The following is a 17,559-nucleotide window of genomic DNA, read 5'->3' as shown; positions in this document are numbered from 1 at the left end:
CAAATTCTATATTATTTTTAGGAATAATTCAATAGCAAATAGCAAAAAAATAAACAATTTTGTTTACCTTTTTGCCTCATTTATTTTTATTTAGTTAATTTGTCTATCATGTTACGTATTGATTCTATACTTTCATTTCATCATTGCAAGTCTTCTAGCTCTTTAATTTTATTTTTATCGAATCTCATCCTTATTACTTTAGCAGGATTTCCTCCAACTATTGAATAAGGTTCAACATCTTTTGTAACAACTGCTTTTGCCCCAATTATGGAACCATTTCCTATTTTTACTCCAGGAAGTATTGTGGCTCCATAACCAATTCAAACATCATTGCCTACAACAGTATCACCCTTTACTTTTGCTGATCTTATTTTTTTTGAATCCACACCAAATTCATTGAACATTTCAAACGGAAAGGAAGAAATTGAATCCATTCTGTGATTTGCTCCATTCATTAAAAATTTAACTTCATCTGCTATTGCACAGAATTTACCTATTATTAGTTTGTCATTATGTATTTTAGGAAAGTGATAAAGTACATTTCTATTTTGAAATTCTTTTATACCTTGCTCGTTTTTAAAACTATAAAAATAAGTATAGTCTCCTACCTCAATACCTTCATTGGTAATATAGTCTTTTAAAAAATATATTTTTGATGATTTTGACATATATCTTTCCTTTCAAATAAAAAATGACCCTTAGGGTCATTATAAATAATTTATTATTTTAAGTCTACTGATGCTCCAGCTTCCATTAATTGTTTTTTCATTTCTTCAGCTTCTTCAACTTTTACGTTTTCTTTAATAGCTACAGGTAATGTTCCATCAACTAATTTTTTAGCATCCATTAATCCTAAACCAGTCATTTCTTTAACTAATTTAATAACTGAAACTTTGTTTCCTCCAGCGTTTGTTAACATAACTGAAACTTCTGAAGGTGCTGCTGCTCCTCCAGCTCCTGCTGCAGGTGCTGCTACTGCAGCTGCTGCAACAACTCCGAAGTGATCTTCGATTGCTTTAACTAAATCGTTTAATTCAGTTAATTTCATTTCTTCTAAAGCTTTAATAATATCGTCTTTTGTAATTGCCATGATTTTTTTCTCCTTATTTCTTTCTTTAATTTAATTAATCGCTATTTGTACGCTTAATTGTTTTTTTATTCTGATTTTGTATTTGCTACTTCTTTTACAGTCAACATAAATTGACGTAATGGGTAGATAAGTGATGAAGCAAACATTGAGTATAATTCATCTTTTGATGGAAGAGAAGCAATTTCATTGATTGCTGCTGTATCCATAACGTTTCCTTCATAGATTCCTGCTTTAAGAACTAAATCTTCATTTGCTTTTGCAAATTCAGAAACTAGTTTTGCAGGGAATAGAGCTTCTTCGTCTGAGAAAATGTAAACATTTTGTTGAACTAAGTAAGCATCTAATCCAGTAATTTTTAATTCTTCAACTGCTCTTCTAACTAATGAGTCTTTATAAACTTTGATAAAGATTCCTTGTTCGCGAGCTTTGTCTCTTAATTCTGTCATTTGTGCTACAGTTAAATTTTTGTATTCAGCAATCGCCATACCTTTACAGTTTTTGATTCTGTCTGCAATTTCTTTAACTATCTCATTCTTTTTAGCATGAGCTGGTCTTGCGTTTGACACTCGTAACGACCTCCTTTTTTGTACTTTTCGTTTTTTAAAATCAAAATAAAAACCTCAGATAATTCCGAGGTCAATTAAAAATACAATAAACATTGTAAGTATAACTTACAAATAGTATATGTAGTTTCATTCCTCGGTAACAAATTAAGGGATAGATCCCAGTTACTTTCTTCGGTACGAATAGCATTAATATAATATCATATTCATTAATGCTCTACATCATTTTTTTCAAATTTCGTGTTAGCTTTTATCAATAGTACTTTTATAGTATTCATTATATCTATCACCAATAAGTTCTATTTCATCTAATCTTTTTTTAATTTCTTTAAGTTCTTCTTGTGTGAATTTAACTTCAGCTCCACTTAAATTTTCTTCTAATCTTTCGATTTTTTTTGTTCCAGGTATTGGTACTATTCACTCTTTTTGAGCTAGCACTCAACCAATAGCAATTGCAGCTGGAGTTGTATTCTTTTTAGAAGCCAACTCTTTAACAAAATCTACAAGTTTTAAATTTTCTTTTAGATACTCTTTATTTTGAAATCTTGGTATTGATAATCTAAAGTCTCCCGGCTCTAAAGGAGTATCAACATTTATCTGTCCAGTTAAGAATCCTTTTCCTAGAGGAGAAAAAGGAACAAAACCAATTCCAAGTTCTTCTAGTGTTGGAATTATTTCTTTTTCGGGTTCTCTTCAAAATAGTGAGTATTCACTTTGTAAAGCTGTGACTGGAAATACTGCGTGTGCTTTTCTAATTGTATTCGCAGAGGCTTCACTTAAACCTCAATGCTTTATTTTTCCTTGTTCATAAAACTCTTTCATTATGCTTGCAACTTTTTCAATTGGAGTATTTGGATCAACTCTGTGTTGGTAATAAAGATCAATATAATTTGTTCTAAGTCTTTTTAATGAACCTTCAATGGCTCTTCTAATGTTTTCTTCACTGCTGTCAATACCATCTCTTTTGCCATCTTTTGTATAACTAAAACCAAACTTTGTGGCAATAACAACCTTGTCTCTTACATGTTCTAATGCTTCTCCCAAAACTTCTTCATTATCAAAAGGCCCATAAACTTCTGCGGTATCAAAAAAAGTAACCCCTTTGTTATAAGCTTGTCTTATGAAACTTACAGCTTCTTCTCTTGTTGGAAATGGAGGGAAAGAAAAACTTAAACCCATACAACCAAGTCCAATTTCAGAGACTTCTAAACCTTTACCTAATATTCTCTTTTTCATTTTAAAATTCCTTCTTTTAAACACTATAAGTATTTTTCAATTTCTCAAACATTTTCAATCATATATTTTGCTGCTTTATCAACTTGTGACTGGTGATTTTTCATAGCAAAAGAGTTTTGTGTGTATTTCAACATATCGATATCATTTTCACCATCACCACTTGCATATATATCTTTTGTTTCAAAACCATTTATATCTTGAATAACTTTAATACCATATGCTTTTGAAACATCTTCTCTCATTATTTCAATAACGTTTCTATGAGTTCTAAAAGCTTTACAGTTTTTAATTCTCCCATTTAATAAATTTTTCACTTCTAAAACTTTTGCCTCAGGTATAAAAAAATATAACAAGTTTAGGTCAGGGTTATTCAAGATATCTTCCTTACCTTGCTCAAAGTTATTTTTTTCTGGAGCATACCGACTTAAAAATGGATTTGTGTAAATTTCTGGTTCTTCTACTCTTGAATAAGCCGTTCTTTGGTCTTTTAAACAGTATCCCAAAATATATTCTTCTCTCAAAGATTCAAAAAGTTCTATTATATCTTTTCTTGATTCCATAGGGATTGATGCATTAGCTATAATTTCACTATCTTTATTGTAAACAACAGCTCCATTATTACATATCATATAATCGTATGGAATATTTGATTTTTCAAGAATTGGTTTTATTTCATGTTCCATTCTTCCTGTTGCGATTGCAAATTTATTACCTTGATCAATTCATCTTTTTATAAATTCTAAATCTCTTGAATCTATAAAATCGTTATGTGTTAGATTTATAGTTCCATCATAATCTGAAAATCATCACTTCATTTTTATTTCCTTCTTTTCATTTCATAATTTAATTATAAGATAAAAAAAACTCACATTAAGTGAGAATTTTTTATTAGTTTTCAATTAAAACTTTGATTCCAGGACCCATAGTAGTTGAGATTGATATATTTTTAATATATGTACCTTTAACTGCTGCTGGTTTTGCTTTTTTGATTACATCTAAAAGAGCATTATAGTTTTGCATTAAGTTTTCTTCGTTAAATGAAACTTTTCCTAAGATTGAGTGAACATTTCCTTCTTTATCAGTTCTGTATTCTACTTTACCTTTTTTAATTTCTTCTAAAGCTTTTGCTACATCCATTGTAACTGTTCCAGTTTTTGGGTTAGGCATTAATCCTTTTGGTCCTAAAACCTTTCCGATTTTTCCTAATTCAGCCATCATTTCTGGTGTTGCTACAATCACATCGAAATCAAATCAGTTTTCTTTTGCGATTTTTTGGATTAAGTCTTCTGCTCCTACAAAGTCTGCTTTTGCATCTTCTGCTTCTTTTACTTTAGTTTTTGTTAGAACTAAAACTCTTTGAGTTTTTCCAGTTCCACCAGGCATTACAATTGCCCCTCTAATTTGTTGGTCTGCATGTCTTGGATCAACATTTAAGTTGAATGCTACTTCTACAGTTGAGTCGAATTTTGTTATTGATGTTTCTTTTGCTAGTTTAATAGCTTCAGTAATTGGGTATAATTTTGTTTTGTCAACTTTATCGTTAACAGCTTTTAATTTTTTGCTTAATTTTGCCATTACTATTTACCTTCTTTTTCTGGCATTCCAGTAACTTTAATACCCATATTTCTTGCTGATCCTTCAATAATTCTCATTGCTGCTTCGACTGTGTTTGCATTTAAGTCAGGCATTTTGTATTCAGCAATTTTTTTAACATCATCTGCTGTAATAGTTGCAACTGTTTCAGTTCCTGATTTAGATGCACCTTTTTGAATTCCTGCTGCTTTTTTAAGCATAAATGCTGCTGGAGTAGTTTTTAAGATGAAATCAAATGATTTATCATCATAAGCTGTAATAACTACAGGCACTACCTCTCCTGCTCTATCTTTAGTGGCGTCATTAAATTGTTGTGTGAATTGAGGCATGTTAATTCCTAGTGAAGCTAATTCTGCACCTGGTTTTGCTTGCATTGCCATAAATTCTAATTTTGCTATACGTGTGATTCTTTTTGCCACGAACAACACCTCCTGTTTTCGCTGTGGTCCTAACGTAAAGTGTACATTTGTACACTTACTTCCACAATTAAAATCTGCCATAAATAATAATAACACATTTTAAAAATAAAAAAAATCTTATATTAAATAAGATTCATTGTTTTTATAATAATTGGTTCTAAAGGAACGTCATCATGAAATCCTTTTGATCCTGTTGCAACATTTTCAATTGATAAGGCAATTTCTAAACTTTCTTGATCAGATAACTTACCAAATGAAGCATATTGGCCATCTAAGAATTTAGCATCTCCTGTTACAAGGAAAAATTGACTTGTAGCACTGTCCATAACATTTGTTCTTGCCATTGATAGTACTCCAGGTGTATGGGGTAATGTTGTGGCATTTTTGTTTCAACCGTTGATTGAAAACTCACCTTTTATTGGTGTTAGTCCGCCTTTTTCTGACATGTCAGGAAACATACCACCACCTTGAATCATGAAACCTTTTATTACTCTGTGAAATATTAATCCATCAAAATATTTATTTTTGATTAAATTAACAAAGTTTTCTACAGATATAGGTGCTAGTTCAGGGTATAGTTCTGCTTTCATTTTTCTACCATCTTCTAGGATGATTTCAAATTTGATATTATTCATATTAATTTTCTCCTTAAATAAATGATACAAGAAAAAAAGAACTTTATGAAAATAAAGTTCTTAGTTAGAAAAAGCTTTTTCTAAAGTTATAAATTCAAATTCAGTTGGAGTGATTCTACCGAAAAGTTCAATGTTAACAACCGCAACTCCTTTTTCGAAGTCCATTTCAATAACTTGACCTTCAGTTCCGGCAAAGGGACCATCTTTTACAAGAACAACATCTTTTGTATTGAAGCTTGCTGTATATAAAACTTTTTCTTTTTTAGGTTGATTTGCATTTCCTTTTGAGCCTTTTTCATTTTTTGTTTGTTGAACATTATCTTGTTCTAACATTCTTGAAACTTCTTCTACTGTTAATGGTAATGGTTTTGCACCTTTTCCAGATGAACCAATGAAACCAGTAACACCAGGTGTGTTTCTAACAATAAATCATGTTTCGTCAGTCATATTCATATTTATAAATAAATATCCTGGGAATTTGTTTTTTTCATTAATTTTATTATTTTTTCCCATAACAGGTCCTTTTGAAATTCTAATATCAAAAATACGGTCTTCTAAACTTGAAGTCTCTATTTTTTGCATTAGGTCAGCTCTAACACGATCTTCATGACCACTGTTACAGTTAATTACAAATCACTGCCCTTTGTATGATGATAACTCATCTTCTAATTCAAATAAATTTTGTTCCATGATAATCTCCTTTTATATAATTTTAATAAGCTCGAATAGAGTTTGGAATATTCAATCCACACAAAAGAAAAATACTCCGAAGATAGCAATAAATATTATAACCCACAAAAATTTTGTTCCTAGATTTTTTCTAGATGATCATTGTATTTTATTTACTTCTTTAAGAAATTTAACTGGAGCTTCTTTAAAAGCAAGTTTATAGTCAATTTTCTCTTTTTCTTTTTTAATTCTTTTTGTTTTCGCAGCTTTAATTTTGCCTTCTCTTGTTCCGTCATGCCCCTCGAATTCATTGTAAAGTTTTGTAAACTCTTCTTTTTTAGATTTTTTAGCTTCTAACTTTTGTTGTTTTTTAGCTTGTTTCTCTTTTATTTTGTTTAGTTTATCTTGAGCTTTTTGTTCTTTCAAATTTTTTTTGTCAGACATTTTATCTTGTCTCCTTATGTAAAACGTGCGCGTTGCATGTTATACAATGTTTTTTGATTTGAAGTCTTTCCCTTTGTGAAATTGTACTTTTTTGAATTGTATAATTTCGAGAAAGGCACTCACTACAAACTAATATGACTTTTTTCTTTGATTGTGGCATGATAACACTCTCTTCTTTTCTTTGATATTATAACTTACTTATATCTTTATTAAAATAGATAAAAAGGTTTTTTAATTTTTCCTTGCATTCCAAAATTTCTTTTCTAGTCACTTGAGCTTTTTGCATAATTTCTTTTTGAGAATATCCTTGATAAAGCATTTTTGCTATTAGTGCTTGTTTTTTTGTGGCTTCATATTCACAAAAGTGTTTGAGTATATCTTTAATATACTTTGATCTTTCATCTTGCTCACTTTTAATATAAGAAAATTCGTCTATGTCTTTTTCTAAATAAGTTTGCCCATCTTCTGTGACTCCACTTCTGTATGTGTTAATCATTTGGATAGTTATTTTTCTTTTATCTCTTTTTAGAAATTTTGCATAATCAAGTATTCTTCTTTTTATAATAAAGTTTGCATAAGCAATCAACGGCACATTTCTATTCTCATCGAACTTGTCTTTCACTTCACATATTGCAGTGTAGACATAAGAAATTAAATCTTCTTTATCTAATTGTAAGTAACTTATTTTTTGGTGTTCTGTATTTATTATTTTAATAATTGATCTTTGGAAATGTAAAAGTTTTTCTTCTGATAAACTTTTACCAAATTTAGATACTAATATCTCATTCATGATATTTTTTAAATTCATTTTCATCAAATCCTTTCACTTATTTTTTAGATAATTCAAAAAGGATTATTCCTGTCGCTACCGAAACATTTAATGAATCAATTACATTTGTTGTATTGATTTTAAAGGAAAAATCTGACATTTCTACCAGTTTATTTCCTATTCCTTTACCCTCATTCCCCAATATTATTGCTGATTTTTTATCAAAATCAATATCCTCTATAGGTACACTTTCATCGCTTAGGTATGAACTGTATACCCAAAAACCCCTATCTTTTAAAACGCTTATAGCCGACTTCAAGTTGCTAACTTTTATAATCGGTACGTTATAAATTGTTCCAGCTGAAGCTTTCATAACAGCAGGAGTTACTTGCACTTGATTAGTTTCTTGAATAATTATTCCATCAACACCAAACAAACTAGCGGTTCTTATTATTGAACCAAAATTTTGTGGGTCTTGTATTTTATCCAAAATTAAGACCTTTTGATTTAGTTTTGAATTGTCATGAAAATCTTTTAATTCTAAATATGTAAAATCTCTAACCTGAGCAATTAAACCTTGGTGGTTTACTCCTTCTTTTATCAAAGCATTGAATTCTTTTTTTTCCAAAGAAAATCATTCAATTTTATTTTCCTTAATTATTTTATAAATTTCCGGATCAAATGAGTGTCCTTTTAAAATAAAAACTTGTTTTATTTCAACTCTAAAATTTTTTATTATGTTTTCAACTGCATTTTTTCCGTAAATGTAATTTTTCATTAGATGATATTCTCCTGTTTTAACTCTTCTCTTAATTTATCAGCACTCTCAAAATCTTTGTTACTTATAAATTCTTTTCACTGTCTAACTTTTTCAATTTCTTCAATTGTAAGTTTCTTAATATCAAATTTAAAACCAAGAATATCTAATATATATTTAAGTTTTGAATATGTAAGGTCAATCATTTTTGTTTTCATCTGTTTATTTATGTTCTTACACATTTCATCAACTAGAGTTATTGCCATTGGTGTATTTAAATCATTTTTAAGTATTGCTCTAAATTTTGTAACATACTTATATGAGTTAAAATCATCATCAATTGGCGTTTGGTTTGTTAATATAAATTCCCCAATGGTTGTTGATCAATTAATTGTTTTTAATAATGTTTCTACTTTTGAAACTCATTCGATAGATTGATCAATAGCTTCTTGAGTAATATTTAATGGTTGTTTATAGTTTGAATTCAAGAAAATATATCTAAGAGAATTGCTTCCATAATCTTTAACATAATCTTTAACCTTGATTGTGTTATTAAGTGATTTTGACATTTTGACATTATCAATTGATAAGTGTCCGTTGTGAAGTCAAACATTTGATATTTCTCTTGAGTTTTTAGCCATGTACTGAATTCTTTCGTTTTCATGGTGAGGGAATTTTAAATCAATTCCTCCAACGTGAATGTCAATTGGCGCTTTAAAGAAATCATCTATTAAAAGCGCACACTCAGTGTGTCAACCAGGTCTCCCTAGACTTCATTTTGATAATCACTTTTTACCAGTTGTTGTTTTTTTTCATAAAATAAAATCTTGGGGATTTCTTTTATTTTCATCAACTTCTATTCTTTCCCCGTTATTTAAGTGATCTAAATTTTGTTTTGATAACATTCCATATTTACTTTCTCACTTACTTATATCAAAATAAACATTTCCATCAGCTTCATATGCAAAATCTTTTTTTATAAGACTATCAATAAAGCTTAGGATTTCATTTATCTTAGAAGATATTGGAATAATAGCTGTTGGGGATTTAATATTTAAATTATCTAAATCCTCTAAAAATGCATTTGTATATTTTGTTGCATAATCTTCTTCGCTTACATTACCCTCTTGAGATTTGTTAATAATTTTGTCATCAATATCTGTAATATTTAATAGATATTTGTATTTTATTTCTCTGTGTTCTAGATATCTTATTATTAAGTCAGTTAAAATTAAAGGTCTTGCATTTCCAATGTGGATATAATCGTAAACTGTAGGTCCACAAGCATAAATACAAACTTTAGGAACATCTATTTCTTTTAGTTTAGTTGTTAAAGAATCATATAATTTCATCTCAATACATTCCTTCTATTATCTGTCCCTTTTAATTAAAGGAGAAACAGCTTTATAAGTAAAATATAAAACAGCAGAGTTAAATACAATTTTTAATGGAGCTTGCACAAGTCTACTAATAAACATGGCAGTATATCCATTTGTTCCATCATGCGATGGTATTCCAAGGAAACCAGCATCTCCCCACGCAGAAATTACTGCGGTTACTAAATATTCTGAAGCTGTTGCAAACAAAATAACAGGGAGTAAAACATGAAGAGTTTTTCTATGCCCCTTTATAAGAAGTGTTAAATACATTACTCAAAATAAAGCAAGACAAGCAATAATTGAAGCTAAAAATATTCATTTATATACTTCTTTGCTTACTTGAAAACTTAAAACAGCAATACTTTCATCATCTGGATATCCATCAATTACAAAAACCATAAATGCTGCAAAAACTATTAAGAATAGATTTATTAAAAGAACAGGCACTCAATTATAACCTTTTCCAAGTCTTAAAAAACTTGAACCTATTCCAGCTATAAAACCATAACAAATTATTACTATTATAAATGCTGGGTGAATAAATGATGGAACGAAAATCATAACAAGAACTTCTGTGATTAGAGCCACAAGAACTCCAATAATTGGTCCAAATATAAATCCTGTTATTTTTACCATAACACCTTCAAAAGCAATTCTTATTGGAGGGAAAACTGTAATTGGAACAGTTAAAGATATAACAATAGTAACACTTACATTTATTGCAGTAAACATTGTTATGTAAGCTATATTTTTTGTTGTAAATCTAATTCCATGATATCTTTCTTTTAAAATTCAAAAAGACATTGCGTTATAGAAAAAATATAAAATTATAAAAAAACCAATAAAGCCAGCCATAGCATAAGCCATATTATTTCCTTCAAGTAATCATTTACTAATATTGTTCATGCTATTGCTCCTTAATATTCCCAATTAATGACATCCTGATTAATATTTTTTAACATCTCATTTATTTTTGAAAATGGTTTGCTATTTTCAAAACCTCTTTTAAAACTAAATGGAGATGGGTGTGCAGAAAAAATTACTTTTTCATTCTCTTTATATACAAAACTATTATATATTTTTTTTGCATAATTTCCCCATAAACAATAAATAATGTCTTTATTATTTTTATTAATTTCATTTAATATTTTTGTAACAACAACATCTCAGCCAAAGTTTTTATGAGAGTTTGGCTCTCCTTTTTCTACAGTTAAACAAGAATTTATTAGAAATACTCCTTGCCTTACTCAGTTTGATAGATCATTATTTTTGAAGTGATCTATGTCTAGATCGTTTTTTAATTCTTTGAATATATTTTTTAAACTAGGAGGGGCTTTAACTTCATTTGAAACACTAAAGGCAATCCCATTAGCTTGATTCGGACCATGATAAGGGTCTTGACCAATTATTATTACCTTTATATCTTTTGGGTTTATTAATTTAAAAACTCTAAAAATATCCTCTTTTGGAGGATAAATATTTTCATAGTTTTTTATTTTTTTAAGAATACTTTCAATATCTTTGTAAATATTTTCTTTTTCAAAGAGTTCTAACCACTCTTTAGATAATTCTTTTAAACTATTCATTATCTTAGTAACTTTTGATATCTTTTTCTAGAAAGTTCTTCTCTTTTTTTTGCTTTTTTTAATTCTGCTCTTTCTTTTTTTGAAAGAGTAAAAGTTTCAAAATCATCTTGTTCAGCATCTTTTCTAGGTGTAGAAAAAATTTCATCATCTTCATTTATTGGACCAAGATCTATTAAGTCATCATCTTTTTTAGAAGTAACTTTACTTTCTGGTATTAAATTTTCTTGATATATTTCTGTAATAGCTTTTTCTTCTTTTGGTAATTCAAAAGCAGAATCTTGAAAATCAATATCTTCGTTTAAATCTGGAAGATCGTCATAACCAATAACTTCATTTGCTTTTTCTTCTACGAAATTTTTATTATCCAAGTGTTTTATATCTTTATATGCAGCAACTTCTCCCAAGCTATCGTCATCAGTGTTATTAACAAAAGAAGATTTTTCTTGTATTATTGCCCCCATTTTGTCTTCTTCAAATAAACTTGAATCAATTGAAAGTGTATTATCATTAAAATCAAATTTAAAATTATCTTCAATTTCTTTTTCTTCAAAGATGTTATTCGTTGAAGAAATGTTTTTTTCTTCAATAACTTTTTCTTCAATGATTTCATTTTGATTTTGATTATTAATTAAATAATTACCTTCTTGTTGTTCGTTTTGAACTTGAGGTTGGATTAATTGGTTTTGCATTTGACCTTGTTGTAAATTAGAAGCAAGGTTTGCAGGTTGCATATTTTGCATTTGAGGTTGCATTGCTTGAGTTTGAACATTTTGCATTTGAGGTTGAATTAATTGGTTTTGAACTTGAGGTTGGACACCTTGCATCATGTTTTGGTTAGTTTGATTTAATTGCATTGGTAATTGGTTTTGATATGTAAAAACATTTTGATTCATTGAATAAGGATTTATAAACTGAGGTTGTACTGGAGTATACATATTATTTGCATAGCCAAAAAGTGATTGTACAAATTTACCAGCTTCAAAATCACTGACAAATGATGCAATCACTTGGTTTGTATTTCCATCTACAACATTATAAAAATTATTATCAAATCTGATAAAGTAGTTCATAAGAATAGCCCCATTTCTTTTTTCCCGTGTAATTATCTCATACTTTTTTAAGCGTTAGAGATTTTAATTGTTGCCCCTGATAATTTGTCAAAAACATCTTTTGTTCCGTCATTTGCTTTTTGACTTGAATTAGTTCTAAACATTTCCTTGTCTGTAAATTGATAGAAGACTGGTTCATATCAATAAATAGCAGTGTCTGTTCTTGATTTATCTTTGTCACTTGCCTCTTTACCTTTTTCAAGGATGGCTCCATTTAATTGATATCCAACAATAAGGTTTTTTAAAGAAACATTTATTTTGTAATTTTTTTCTTCTATTTCTCTTTTTTTATCTTTAGGAACAGTAAAAGTGAATTCAATTTCTAATGGTTTATCATTGTCACTTTCACCATAAACAAATGTTCTATTTTCATTATCTCTTCCACCAACTACTTGTGATTGCAATGATTTTTTATCTTCTTTTGTGAAAAAGAATTTATTTTCTGTTATTTTTGCAGTTTCTTTTTCTTTATAATCATTCAATGATATATCACCTGAACCATTGAAATTATTATCAAATTTTCCGGGCATAACAATTCCGTGTTCTAAAGATTTCTTTGCATTATTTAATTGAGTATGTAGAAGTTTAAACATCTCTTTACTTAAACCATCTACTAATTTTTTAGCCTGATCAGAAGTATCTGCTTTTAATTTATCATAGAGACTCTCAGCTTTTGTTGGATCCATTGTATATAAACCTTCAGATTTATATTCTTCATAATCACCTTGAGGTAAATTACCTTCTCATTTAGTATCAATGTAACCTTTTAAATTACTATTTGAGTTTGTGTTTGATTTTTCTATTCTGCTAACTTTTCCATCTTTATCATATTTTATTTCAGCTTCTAATGTTTTTGCTTTATCTGCTGTAAATACAGTAGCATTATTTGCTGTTCATATACCATCTTTTTCAATTTTTTTATCTACTCCAAGTTGAAAGTCCATTTTTGTAAATTTTGAATCCATTGCAGAATTATAGCTATCTGTAAATCTTCCATTTTCTGGTGTTGTTTGATCATTAAATTCAATATTTGCAGTTTTATTTTTTTTACCTACATTATCTAAAGAAAGAGCTTGTCCATTATCTCCTAAAACTGCTTTTTGTTTTTCTAAAGTTTCTTTGTTTTGGTATTTGTCTTCAGTAAAACTTAGCGCATCTAAAATTTGGTACCCTAAAATTGCAAGTCTTGATTTAGTTCCAAAAACTTTTTCTAAACCAACTTCGTCATCCCCTATTTTAAATTTATTATTTCCATCAATTAATGTTTCTACAGTTGATGTGCTTATACCACATGAAGCAACAGCAGAAATACCTGGTGTAACAATTGCAAATGTACCTAAAACCGAAAGCAATTTTTTCATAATCTAACTAACCTCTTTTACAAATCTCTAATCTTTATTCTACATTAAAATCCCAAAAATTCTATTATGAATTTTTAGACTGATCGATAAACTTACCATAACTTCTAAGGAAGTTAACTTTAACAACCCCTGTAGCTCCGTTACGGTGTTTTGAAATAATAATGTCTGTTTCATCTGTTGGATCATCTGTTCCAACATTATATTCTTTTGCTTTATAATATGCATCTCTATATAAGAACATAATTATATCCGCATCTTGTTCAATAGCTCCTGAATCCCTTAAGTCTGACATTAAAGGAGTTTTTTCTTCTCTTTTTTCAACACTACGTGATAACTGAGAAAGACATACAATTGGCATGTTTAATTCACGAGCAATTTTTTTTAAGTGTCTTGAAATTGCAGCAACTTCATTTTGTCTACTATCAAATTTATTTGACATTGAAGAAATTAATTGTAAGTAGTCTATAAAACAAATTTCTACTCCAAAATCTCTTTTCATTTTTCTTAATTTTGATTGTAACTGTAAAACTGTAATACCCGGAGTATCATCAATAACAATATTCATGTTTTTGATTTGTTCTCCTCCAGCTGTAATTCTAGTTCATTTTTCAGTTGTTAATCCTTGAGCGTTTCTAAGTGCTCCAGAATCTATTCCTGAAACTGAACTTAAAACCCTTTGCACAAGTTGTTCTTTGGGCATTTCTAAAGAAAAGAAAGCTACTCCTTTTTGTCTTTCAGCTGCATTTACAGCTAAGTTAAGAGCAAAAGCAGTTTTACCCATAGATGGACGAGCGGCTAAAATTATAAAGTCACCTTTTTGTCATCCATTTGTTATTTGATCTAAATCAGAAAATCCAGAAGGCACACCGTTTACAAGTCCTCCATTTTTTTCTAATGCTTCAATTTTTTTAATAACTTCAACAACAGTATCTTTAACAGCTGTTGCATCATCTTTTTTAATATCAGTTTTTATGTTAAGTATTTTTTGTTGTGCCACCATGAAAACTTCATCAATTGGAGATTTGCTATCTCTCAATTGTTTTATATGAATTAAAGCTCTATCAAGTTGTCTTCCAATAGAGTTTTTAAAAACTATTTCTACATAATCTTCAAAACCTTCATCAGTATAGAAGTAACCAGATATATCAGATAGATAGCCTACTCCTCCTACTTTTTCTAATACTTTTTTATCTTCTAAGTATTCTGCTAATTTTGTTATTGTTACACTTTGACTATTTTGTGAAACTGAGTTTATAGCTTCAAAAATTGTTTGGTGTTTTTCTAAACTAAAATCTTCAGGATTAAGTTGAGTTAAAATATCAAAACTTGCTTTTGGAGAATGCATTGCAATAGCCAATACAGCTTTTTCTGAATCTATTAAAACAGTATTTAAATCTAAATTTTCGTTCATTATTCTGTACCCTCTACAAACACTTTTAAAGTTGCAATAATTTTAAATTCAAGTTTTATTTTTAAATAAAATAATCCTAACTTATTAATGTTTTCATGTTTTTCAAATTTTCTTTTATCCAAATCAATTGAAAATTCTTTTTTCAATCTATCTGTAACTTGTGAAAGAGAAACTGATCCAAATGGTTTTCCATCTTTTGTTTTTATTTTGAAATTAAGTTGAATAGATTCAAGTTTATCTTTTAGAGCATTTACTTTTTCTTGCTTCTCTTTACTAATTTCTTCTTCTTTTCTTTTTCTAACATTTAAATGACTTACATCATCTTTAGTTGCCAGAATAGCCAAACCTTTAGGTATCAAGTAATTTGCTGCATATCCGTCAGACACATTTACTATTTCATCTTTTTTACCATAGTTTTTTACATCAGCTAATAAAATTACTTTCATTTATTTTCACCTTTCTAATTATAACAAATAAAAAAACACCTTGCGGTGTTTCCTTAATTATTATTGAACTACGAATGGTAGTAACCCCATGCTTCTTGCTCTTTTAATAGCAACAGCTAACATTCTTTGATGTTTTGGTGAAGTTCCTGTAATTCTTTTTGGTAAGATTTGTCCATTAGCTGAAATGAATTTTTTTAATAAATCCACATCTTTGTAATCGATGTAATCAATGTTGTTTTTAGCAAAGAAATTTACTTTTTTTCTTCTTACAAATTTTTTCATTGGGTTTTTCCTCCTATATTAGTCTTCTCATAAAATTGAGTCATCATCGTTTGATTTAACATCATCTATTAGATCAAAATCAAAATTGTTTGATGGTTGTTGAGTAGATTGTTTTGGTTGGTTTGATTCAAATGAATTTCCTGAACCTGATTGAGCACCAGTTCCAGTTCCACTTAAAAATTCAATTCTGTTAGCTCTAACTGTAACAATTTGTGAAAATTGCCCGTTGTTATTTTCTTGTCTAACATTAATTGATCCTTCAACAGAAATTTGAGCTCCTTTTTTAACAAATTTTGCTAAATTTTCTGCAGTTTTTTCTCATGCAAAGCAAGGCACAAATTGTGTGAATTGATTTCCTCCAGAAAACTCGTTTACAGCAAGTGTAAATGCAACAAATGATTTACCATTTGATGAACTTCTAAGTTCTGGATCTTTAGTAATTCTTCCTATTAGGTTTACTGAGTTCATTTGAATTCTCCTTTAAGCTATTAAGCTTCTTTTTCTTCAACTTTTTTAGTTGTTTTTTTAGCAGCTGGTTTAGCTTCTTTTGTTGTAGTAGTTTCTTTTACTTCTTTAACAACTTTTGTTTCAGTTACTTCTTTAACTTCTTTAACAGTTTTTGCTTCATTTGATTCTTCTGTTTTAACAGCTTCATCTCTTCTTGGCATTCTTCTGTCGAATCCTCTTGAAGGTTTTTTCTCTTCTTTGAATTTTGACATATCTGTTTTAGATAATTTTGTTGATTGAACGTATTTTTTTTCGTTTTCTGTATTAATAACTTGGTATCTAACTACGTTTTTATCAATTCTTGAAACACGTTCAAACTCATTAATGTTAGCTGAATCTGTTTCAACGATTACTACTGTATAGTAACCTTTTCTTTTCTTCTTAATTAAATAAGCGAAATCTTTTAGTCCTCAGTCTTCTGATTCTAAAATTTTTCCACCATTAGCAGTAAGAACATCATGTAATTTAGTTTGAACAGCTTTTATATCAGTTGTATCTTGATCTATGATGTACATTACTTCGTATTTTCTAATCATATTTCTATCTCCTTATGGTCTTTTGGCCTAATTAAAGGCAAGGAGTTAATAAAAAAATTAACTCGCCTATTTATTATATAGTAAAAGTTAATATATATTCAAGGTATATTAATAATTGTATTTAAAATTATCATTCAATATCTTTTAAGAAAGTGATTTTCTTATTTTCATAACTACCTTCTACAAACTTTATTTTATAATTTGAATTTTCTAATAATTGACAATCATCATAAAAATCGCCAACAGCTTTTTCATAAGATTTTTTAATTACTTCTGTCTTAAAACCTTGAGGTGTTTGTGATTCTAAATATTCTTCTCTATTAACTGTTTCAACTTTATTGTTTGTTATTTTTTTTAAACAGTTTGTTATTTTTAAACTAGGAATGACACAATCGTTTTCATCTAAATTTTTTATCACTTGTTCAATTATTTGATTTGAAACAAATGGTCTTGCTCCATCATGTATTAAAGTTATATCCCCAGTAACTTTTTCTAAACCTTTTTTTACAGATTCACTTCTAGTTTTTCCACCATCCACAAATATAACATCTTTGTTTTTTATAACGTCAAAAACCTCTTTATTTGAAACGAGAATTAATTCCTTAATTTTTTCAACTTTCGAAAAACATTCAATAGTTTTATTTATTAAAAAATCATTATCTATTTTTGCAAGCATTTTATTTCCACCAAATCTTTGCCCAGATCCGTTAGCCACAATTATTAAAGATACCATTCTTATCACCAACTTAATTATAAATAAAAAATCA

Annotated in this window: 24 protein-coding genes and 1 other annotated feature; all 24 genes read right to left on the bottom strand. The window is 28.6% G+C overall.

All coding sequences use genetic code 4. The features are described 5' to 3' along the window. Positions 1 to 86 precede the first annotated feature (86 nt). A complete protein-coding gene (locus tag SBIUS_RS00220; RefSeq protein WP_162684513.1) occupies positions 87 to 668 on the bottom strand; it encodes a CatB-related O-acetyltransferase in 582 nt (193 codons plus the stop codon). 53 nt (positions 669 to 721) lie between these two features. Continuing rightward, the gene (gene rplL, locus SBIUS_RS00215) at positions 722 to 1,090 is read right to left on the bottom strand and encodes a 50S ribosomal protein L7/L12 (protein ID WP_101780350.1); all 369 of its coding nucleotides are present in this window, start codon (positions 1,088 to 1,090) and stop codon (positions 722 to 724) included. Positions 1,091 to 1,155: 65 nt separating this feature from the next. Then, the gene (gene rplJ / locus SBIUS_RS00210; protein ID WP_162684512.1) at positions 1,156 to 1,656 is read right to left on the bottom strand and encodes a 50S ribosomal protein L10; all 501 of its coding nucleotides are present in this window, start codon (positions 1,654 to 1,656) and stop codon (positions 1,156 to 1,158) included. Positions 1,657 to 1,693: 37 nt separating this feature from the next. Then, positions 1,694 to 1,849 (bottom strand) — a sequence feature (ribosomal protein L10 leader region). A gap of 47 nt (positions 1,850 to 1,896) precedes the next feature. Next, complete coding sequence (locus tag SBIUS_RS00205) at positions 1,897 to 2,889, bottom strand: aldo/keto reductase (RefSeq protein ID WP_162684511.1); 993 nt, start codon at positions 2,887 to 2,889, stop codon at positions 1,897 to 1,899. 23 nt (positions 2,890 to 2,912) lie between these two features. Next, positions 2,913 to 3,704, bottom strand: a complete 792-nt coding sequence (locus SBIUS_RS00200; RefSeq protein ID WP_162684510.1) for a Cof-type HAD-IIB family hydrolase — start codon at positions 3,702 to 3,704, stop codon at positions 2,913 to 2,915. A 73-nt stretch (positions 3,705 to 3,777) separates the two neighbouring features. Then, positions 3,778 to 4,464: a 50S ribosomal protein L1 gene (rplA, locus tag SBIUS_RS00195; RefSeq protein WP_162684509.1), complete on the bottom strand. Its 687-nt coding sequence runs from the start codon at positions 4,462 to 4,464 to the stop codon at positions 3,778 to 3,780. A 2-nt stretch (positions 4,465 to 4,466) separates the two neighbouring features. Then, a complete protein-coding gene (gene rplK / locus SBIUS_RS00190; RefSeq protein WP_162685257.1) occupies positions 4,467 to 4,901 on the bottom strand; it encodes a 50S ribosomal protein L11 in 435 nt (144 codons plus the stop codon). Between the two features lie 122 nt (positions 4,902 to 5,023). Continuing rightward, entirely contained in the window at positions 5,024 to 5,536 is a 513-nt protein-coding gene (locus SBIUS_RS00185; protein ID WP_162684508.1) for a peptidylprolyl isomerase, read from the bottom strand. Between the two features lie 60 nt (positions 5,537 to 5,596). Then, positions 5,597 to 6,229: a transcription termination/antitermination protein NusG gene (gene nusG, locus SBIUS_RS00180; RefSeq protein ID WP_203352897.1), complete on the bottom strand. Its 633-nt coding sequence runs from the start codon at positions 6,227 to 6,229 to the stop codon at positions 5,597 to 5,599. 9 nt (positions 6,230 to 6,238) lie between these two features. Further along, positions 6,239 to 6,649, bottom strand: coding sequence for a preprotein translocase subunit SecE (gene secE / locus SBIUS_RS00175; protein ID WP_162684506.1), 411 nt, complete (start codon positions 6,647 to 6,649; stop codon positions 6,239 to 6,241). Position 6,650: 1 nt separating this feature from the next. Beyond that, on the bottom strand, positions 6,651 to 6,812 hold the full coding sequence (rpmG, locus tag SBIUS_RS00170) for a 50S ribosomal protein L33 (protein ID WP_342748167.1): 162 nt from the start codon (positions 6,810 to 6,812) through the stop codon (positions 6,651 to 6,653). Between the two features lie 24 nt (positions 6,813 to 6,836). Next, positions 6,837 to 7,457, bottom strand: coding sequence for a hypothetical protein (locus SBIUS_RS00165; RefSeq protein ID WP_162684505.1), 621 nt, complete (start codon positions 7,455 to 7,457; stop codon positions 6,837 to 6,839). Positions 7,458 to 7,476: 19 nt separating this feature from the next. Further along, positions 7,477 to 8,196, bottom strand: coding sequence for a 23S rRNA (guanosine(2251)-2'-O)-methyltransferase RlmB (gene rlmB, locus SBIUS_RS00160; RefSeq protein ID WP_162684504.1), 720 nt, complete (start codon positions 8,194 to 8,196; stop codon positions 7,477 to 7,479). Beyond that, a complete protein-coding gene (gene cysS / locus SBIUS_RS00155) occupies positions 8,196 to 9,527 on the bottom strand; it encodes a cysteine--tRNA ligase (RefSeq protein ID WP_162684503.1) in 1,332 nt (443 codons plus the stop codon). Before cysS ends, rlmB begins: the two co-directional genes overlap by 1 nt. Positions 9,528 to 9,545: 18 nt before the next feature. Further along, positions 9,546 to 10,460 (bottom strand): ECF transporter S component, encoded by a 915-nt coding sequence (locus SBIUS_RS00150; RefSeq protein WP_162684502.1) that lies wholly within the window; start codon positions 10,458 to 10,460, stop codon positions 9,546 to 9,548. 11 nt (positions 10,461 to 10,471) lie between these two features. Then, a complete protein-coding gene (locus SBIUS_RS00145; protein WP_370456485.1) occupies positions 10,472 to 11,131 on the bottom strand; it encodes a uracil-DNA glycosylase in 660 nt (219 codons plus the stop codon). A gap of 8 nt (positions 11,132 to 11,139) precedes the next feature. Next, positions 11,140 to 12,210 (bottom strand): hypothetical protein, encoded by a 1,071-nt coding sequence (locus SBIUS_RS00140; protein ID WP_162684500.1) that lies wholly within the window; start codon positions 12,208 to 12,210, stop codon positions 11,140 to 11,142. A 47-nt stretch (positions 12,211 to 12,257) separates the two neighbouring features. Next, a complete protein-coding gene (locus tag SBIUS_RS00135) occupies positions 12,258 to 13,610 on the bottom strand; it encodes a hypothetical protein (RefSeq protein WP_162684499.1) in 1,353 nt (450 codons plus the stop codon). Positions 13,611 to 13,674: 64 nt separating this feature from the next. Next, positions 13,675 to 15,021 carry a replicative DNA helicase gene (dnaB, locus tag SBIUS_RS00130; protein ID WP_162684498.1) on the bottom strand — a complete coding sequence of 449 codons (1,347 nt, stop codon included), beginning with the start codon at positions 15,019 to 15,021 and terminating at the stop codon, positions 13,675 to 13,677. Further along, entirely contained in the window at positions 15,021 to 15,467 is a 447-nt protein-coding gene (gene rplI / locus SBIUS_RS00125) for a 50S ribosomal protein L9 (protein WP_162684497.1), read from the bottom strand. Before rplI ends, dnaB begins: the two co-directional genes overlap by 1 nt. 60 nt (positions 15,468 to 15,527) lie before the next feature. Further along, the gene (gene rpsR / locus SBIUS_RS00120) at positions 15,528 to 15,749 is read right to left on the bottom strand and encodes a 30S ribosomal protein S18 (protein ID WP_162684496.1); all 222 of its coding nucleotides are present in this window, start codon (positions 15,747 to 15,749) and stop codon (positions 15,528 to 15,530) included. Positions 15,750 to 15,767: 18 nt separating this feature from the next. Next, entirely contained in the window at positions 15,768 to 16,217 is a 450-nt protein-coding gene (locus SBIUS_RS00115) for a single-stranded DNA-binding protein (RefSeq protein ID WP_162684495.1), read from the bottom strand. Positions 16,218 to 16,237: 20 nt separating this feature from the next. Next, the gene (gene rpsF / locus SBIUS_RS00110; RefSeq protein WP_162684494.1) at positions 16,238 to 16,792 is read right to left on the bottom strand and encodes a 30S ribosomal protein S6; all 555 of its coding nucleotides are present in this window, start codon (positions 16,790 to 16,792) and stop codon (positions 16,238 to 16,240) included. A 127-nt stretch (positions 16,793 to 16,919) separates the two neighbouring features. Continuing rightward, positions 16,920 to 17,525 carry an IspD/TarI family cytidylyltransferase gene (locus tag SBIUS_RS00105; RefSeq protein ID WP_162684493.1) on the bottom strand — a complete coding sequence of 202 codons (606 nt, stop codon included), beginning with the start codon at positions 17,523 to 17,525 and terminating at the stop codon, positions 16,920 to 16,922. Between the last annotated feature and the right edge of the window lie 34 nt (positions 17,526 to 17,559).

The organism is Spiroplasma sp. BIUS-1 (assembly GCF_010365805.1).
Lineage (GTDB): Bacteria > Bacillota_I > Bacilli_A > Mycoplasmatales > Mycoplasmataceae > Spiroplasma_A.
The sequence above is the reverse complement of the archived record's forward strand: the minus strand, read 5'-3'. Positions and strand labels throughout refer to the sequence as shown.